General features: G+C 72.7%; 2 protein-coding genes. Both read right to left on the bottom strand.

Features of this window, described 5'->3' with window-relative positions; genetic code table 11:
- Positions 1 to 1,289 (bottom strand): condensation domain-containing protein (locus ACFU99_RS31460; RefSeq protein ID WP_384398495.1); only part of this gene is annotated, 1,289 nt, incomplete at its 3' end.
- A gap of 12 nt (positions 1,290 to 1,301) precedes the next feature.
- A complete protein-coding gene (locus ACFU99_RS31455; RefSeq protein ID WP_384398493.1) occupies positions 1,302 to 5,471 on the bottom strand; it encodes an amino acid adenylation domain-containing protein in 4,170 nt (1,389 codons plus the stop codon).
- Positions 5,472 to 5,485: the final 14 nt, after the last annotated feature.

Here is a 5,485-nt window from a genome sequence, read left to right as displayed (position 1 = left end):
CCGACCCGTGCCGCCGGTTCGGCGGCCAGCTGTTCCAGCACCCGCACCAGGCGGCCGACGATCGACTCGACGGCGGCGCGCTCGTAGAGATCGGGCCGGTAGTCGATCTCGCAGGTCATACGGGCGCCGGGGGTCAGGAGCAGGGTGAGCGGGTAGTGCGCGGCCTCGTGCCCGCTGATGAGCTCGATGGCGAAGGCGTCGGGGTCCGGCGCTTCGGCCGGAGGGCGGGGGTAGTTCTCGTACACCACCAGCGTGTCGAAGACCGCGCCGGGGCCGGCGGTCCGCTGGACCTCCGGCAGTCCGAGGTGCTGATGCGCCATCAGGGCCGACTGGCGTTCCTGAAGCCGCGTCAGCATGTCGATGACGGGCTGTCCGCCGTCGAGGCGTACCCGCACCGGCAGCGTGTCGATGACGAGTCCCACCATGGCTTCGACGCCCGGCAGTTCGGCGGGCCGCCCTGCCGACGTCGCGCCGAAGACGACGTCGTCGCGGCCGGTCAGCCGGGCCAGCACCAGCGCCCACGCGCCCTGTACCACCGTGTTCACGGTCAGGTCGTGGCGCTGGGCCAACCGCGCCAGGCCCTGGGACAGGTCGGCTGAGAGGTGCGTGCTCAGATTCGCGTACGACTCGGTCGTACGTTCCGGGGCGGCGGGTGATACGAGCGTCGGCCCGTCGACCCCCGCCAGCGACGCCCGCCACGCGCTCCGGGCCGCCTCCTTGTCCTGCCGGTTCAGCCAGGCCAGGTACTCCCGGTAGGACGTCGTCCGCGGAAGTCCGGCGGTGCTGCCGCCCGCCGCGTAGACCGTCGTCATCTCGCCGATCAGCACCGGCAGCGACCAGCCGTCCATGAGGATGTGGTGATGCGTGATCACCAGGCGGTGCCGCTCGGGTCCGAAGCGTACGAGCAGCAGGCGCAGCAGCGGGGGCACGCCCATGTCGAACCGTGCCGCGCGCTCACGGGCGGAGAGCCGGCCCAGTTCGGCGAGGGCGTCGGCCTCCGCCAGGCCGGAGAGGTCCGCTTCCCGCCATGGCAGGGTCACCGCTCGCGCGACGATCTGCACCGACTCGCCGGACTTGCGCTGGCGGAAGCCCGCCCGTAGCGCGGCGTGCCGGGCCAGCAGCCCTTCCCACGTCGCCCGCAGGCGGCCCGCGTCCAGCGGCCCGGTCAGTTCCATCGCTCGTTGTGCCTGGTAGACGTCCGGGGTCTCGCCGTCGAAGGTGGCGTGGAACAGCATCCCCTCCTGCAACGGCGAGAGCGGCCACACATCTTCGACACGGGACTGGGTCATCGCTCTTTCTCCTTACGACGAATGGTGTGCAGGGGGGTGTGCGGGACCGTCGGTGAGCTCGCCCCCGAGCCCGTCCGCGAGCTCGCCCCCGAACTCGCCTTCGAGCTCACCTTCGAGCTCATCCTCAAATTCGCCCTCAAATTCGCCCTCGAACTCGTCGACTTCGTCCTGTGCCAGGTCCAGGAGGAGGAAGTCGGAGGGGGTATGGCCGCCCGCGCCGGGGGCGTCGGTGTGCGCGGCCAGCCCGGACAGCATGGCCAGCCAGCCCTGAGCGAGGCGTTCGACCGCGGGCTCGTCCAGCAGCCCGCCGGCCCAGCCCAGGGTGAGGGTCAGCTCCGGCCCCTGCGGCGTGTCCCGGATCACCGCGCCCGCCTCCAGCGCGTGGGCGACCGGCATGCCGGGATCGGCGGAGCCGCCGAGGGCCGACGGGCCGGCCGGCTGCCATGCGCTGACTGGGCCTGTATCCGTACCGCCGGGGAGCCCACTGGGCGTACGGGCGGGGAACCGCCCCAGGTAGTTGAACCCGATCTGCGGCGACGCCAGCCCCGCCAGCACCGGCCCCGTCTCCGGGTTCAGGTGACGCAGCATGCCGTGGCCCAGCCCGTCGCCGGGTATCGCCTGCACCTGCTCCTTGACCGCTTTCAGCAGCTCACCGGCGGCCGGGCCGCCGGAACGGGCACGGGGCAGATCGAAGCCGGCCGTCTTCAGGCGGGCCGGGTACACGCTGGTGAACCAGCCCACAGTGCGGGAGAGATCCTCGCCCGCCAGGGGCACCCGGCCGTGACCCTCGATGTCCAGCAGCACACCGGCGGCGCTACTGCTGCCGGGCCGCCACTGCGCCACCGCTCCGGCCAGCGCGGCCAGCAGCACCTCGTGGACACCGCAGTGGAAGACGGTCAGGGTGCGGCCCGCCAGGGTGGCGGCCTGTGGTGCGGGGACGTCCCATGAACGCTCCCGCCAGGTCGCGGCGGTGTCGCGCGCCGGATCGAGCGCACGCCGTCCGAGCGGCGGCTCCGGCCCGCCCGCCACCGCGATCCAGTGGCTCAGCTCGGCCCGGCGCTCCTCGCTGCGGGCCTGGGCCGCCAGCCGCCGCGCCCAGCGGCGGAAGGACGTACGCACCAGGTCCGGCGCCGGGTCCCGGCCCGCTGCCGCCGCCTCGCACGCCGCCTGGAGGTCCGGCAGGAGAACGCGCCAGGAGACGCCGTCCACCGCCAGGTGGTGTACGACCAGCACCACGCGGCCGGTCCGCCGGGGCCCGGCGTCCAGCCAGACCGCCTGCGTCATCACACCGGCGGCGGGGTCCAGCCGGGCCGCTGCCCGGTGGGCCGCTTCGTCGGCGAGGGTGTCCAGGTCGTCTTCAGTGAGGGGGGTGCTCGGGGCGTTGTGCGCGGAGGTCAGCAGGCCCTCGTCCCCCATGGCCGTCGCATCGACGCGTACGACCAGCGCCGCCACGTCCGCCGAGCCGGGCTCGTCCACCACGAAGACGGGTTCGGCACTGTCCTCGCGTACGACACGGGCGCGCAGCATGTCGTGCGTATCCAGCAGAGCCCCCACGCCCGCCGCCAGGACATCGAGTCCCAGCCCCGGCGGCGCTCCGACCACGGACCACTGCGCGAAGCGCGGGCCGGCGGCCGCCTCGCCCAGCGCCCGCATCGCGGGCGTCCAGGGCACCTGACCCACGCCGACGTCGCCCGGCTCCTCCGCCGTCGCCCGGACCGGTTCGGCGACCAGCGCCAGCCGCTCCACGGTCTTCTCCTCGAAGACCTGGCGGGGCGTCACCACCCAGCCGGAACGCCGGGCCCGCGACGCCAGTTGCATCGACATGATCGAGTCGCCGCCCAGCTCGAAGAAGCTCTCCTCGGCGCCGACCCGCTCCACGCCCAGCACCTCGGCGTACAGCTCGCACAGCAACTCTTCGGCCGCGCCGACGGGCGCGCGGCCCGTCCCCTCCCGGTCGGCGAAGTCCGGTGCGGGAAGCGCGGCCTTGTCCAGCTTTCCGTTCACCGTGAGCGGCAGGGCGTCCAGGACCGTCACGGCCGCCGGAACCATGTACTCGGGCAGCAGTCCCGCCACGTGCTCCCGCAGGGATTGCGGGAGTGCCGTCGGTGGAAGGGCTGCCTGGTCACCACCTGTACGGGGCACCACATAGCCGATCAGCCGCTTGTCGCCCGGCCGGTCCTCGCGGACGACGACGGCGGCCTGGGCCACATCCGGGTGCGAGGCCAGCACGGACTCGACCTCGCCCGGCTCGACCCGGAAGCCCCGGATCTTGACCTGCTCGTCCGCACGCCCCGCGAACTCCAACAGCCCATCCGCCGTCCACCGCGCCAGGTCGCCCGAGCGGTACATACGAGCACCTGAGGTGAAGGGGCACGCTACGAACCGCTCCGCCGTCGCCGACGGGCGGCCGACGTAACCGCGCGCGAGCCCGGCCCCGGCCACGTACAGCTCACCCGTCACACCAGGCGGCACCGGCCTCAGGAAATCGTCCAGGACAAAAGTCTGCACATTGCCGAGGGGACGGCCGACTGACGGCGGGGCGTCCGGCGGGCCGATGCCCTCGGGCAGCGGCACCGCCGTGGTGATCACGGTCGCCTCCGTCGGACCGTACGTGTTCCACACCCGTGCCCCGGACCGCCAGCGGGCCGCTAGGTCGGCGGTGAGGCGCTCCGCGCCCAGCACCCAGTTCCGCACACCGGGCACAGCCGCCGGATCCAGCACGCCCAGGAGGGACGGGACGACGCTCGCCACGCTCACACCTGTCGCCTCGATCATGCGGGCCAGCGCCTCCGGCTGCGTACGCTCGTCACTCGACGCGATCGCCAGCGTGCCGCCCCCGGCCAGCGTGACCGCGACATCCAGCACCGCGGCATCGAAGCTGAACGACGCGAACTGAAGCGCCGTCACACCCTCCGCCACCCCCAGCACAGGCCGCATAACCTCCGCCAGGTTCGCCACACCGCCATGTCCGACAGCCACACCCTTGGGCCGACCCGTCGAACCGGAGGTGTAGATGACGTACGCCAACTGGTTTTTCTTGATCGGCTGTTGGAAATGCGCTGACGACTCTGCGCCGATGACCGACTCCGCCTGACTCAGCAACACGACGCGCGCGGCAGCGCTCTCCGCCACCCCGGCCGCCGTCTCAGCCGTCGCGAGAACGACCGACGCGCCGCTGTCGGCGATCATGTAGGCGAGCCGGTCCGCCGGATACTCCGGGTCCAGCGGTACGTACGCGCCGCCCGCCTTCCACACCGCCAGCAGCCCCACGATCATCTCCGGGCCGCGCGGCAGGCAGAGTCCCACTCGCGACTCCCGCCCCACACCGAGCCGGACCAGGTATCGCGCCAGCCGATTCGCCCGGCCTTCCAGCTCTCCGTACGTCAGGGCACTTTCGGCGGCAGTCACCACGACCGCTGCCGCATCGGGCGAGCGCTCCGCCCGGTCGGCGATCGTCTCCGGCACCGACGCACACGAGGTCAGAGGAGTACCGGTGGCGTTCCAGCCCGCCATCAGCTCGCGTTCCTCGGGCGCCAGCAGATCGATACGGGCCACCGGCGCCGACGGGTCGGCGACGAGCTGCTCCAGCACCCGCATCAGCCGGTCGGCTATCGCCTCGGCGGCGGTACGGTCGTAAACGTCCGGCCGGTAGTCGAGCTGGACCTCCAGCCGGTCCCCCGGGCTCGCGATCAGCGCCAGTGGGTAGTGGCTGGCGTCCTGCGGCCGGCCGGTGGGACGCATGGTCAGAGTGCCGGGACCGTCCGGCTGTTCGGCCGGGCGGGGGTAGTTCTCGTACACGACCAGTGTGTCGAACTCCGCTCCGGGGCCCGCGAGTCGGTTGATCTCCGCCAGCCCCATGTACTGATGCCCCATCAGCCGAACCTGGCGGTCCTGCAAGTCGGCGAGCATCTCGATGACCGGCTGCCCCGCCGCGAGGCTCACCCGCACCGGAATCGTGTTGATGAACAGGCCGATCGCCGACTGCACCCCCGGCAGGTCCGCCGGCCGCCCCGCGACCGTGCTGCCGAACACCACATCGGAACGGCCCGCCAGCCGCGCCAGCACCAGCGCCCAAGCCCCGCGCAGCACGGTCGCCACCGTGAGCCCGTGCTCACGGGCCAGGCCCGTGATGGAACGCGTCAGCCTGTCGTCGCACTGCCGGAACACCGGTTCCGGCTGCATCTGCGCCCGTAGGG

It is taken from the genome of Streptomyces sp. NPDC057654 (genome assembly GCF_042800135.1).
Taxonomy (GTDB): Bacteria; Actinomycetota; Actinomycetes; order Streptomycetales; family Streptomycetaceae; genus Streptomyces.
Note: the sequence above shows the minus strand (reverse complement) of the source record. Positions and strands in the feature narration are given on the sequence as shown.

Coding starts and splice junctions, on each gene's coding strand:
- ACFU99_RS31455 (WP_384398493.1), bottom strand. CDS start 5,471: ATGCAGCCGGAACCGGTGTTCCGGCAGTGCGACGACAGGCTGACGCGT.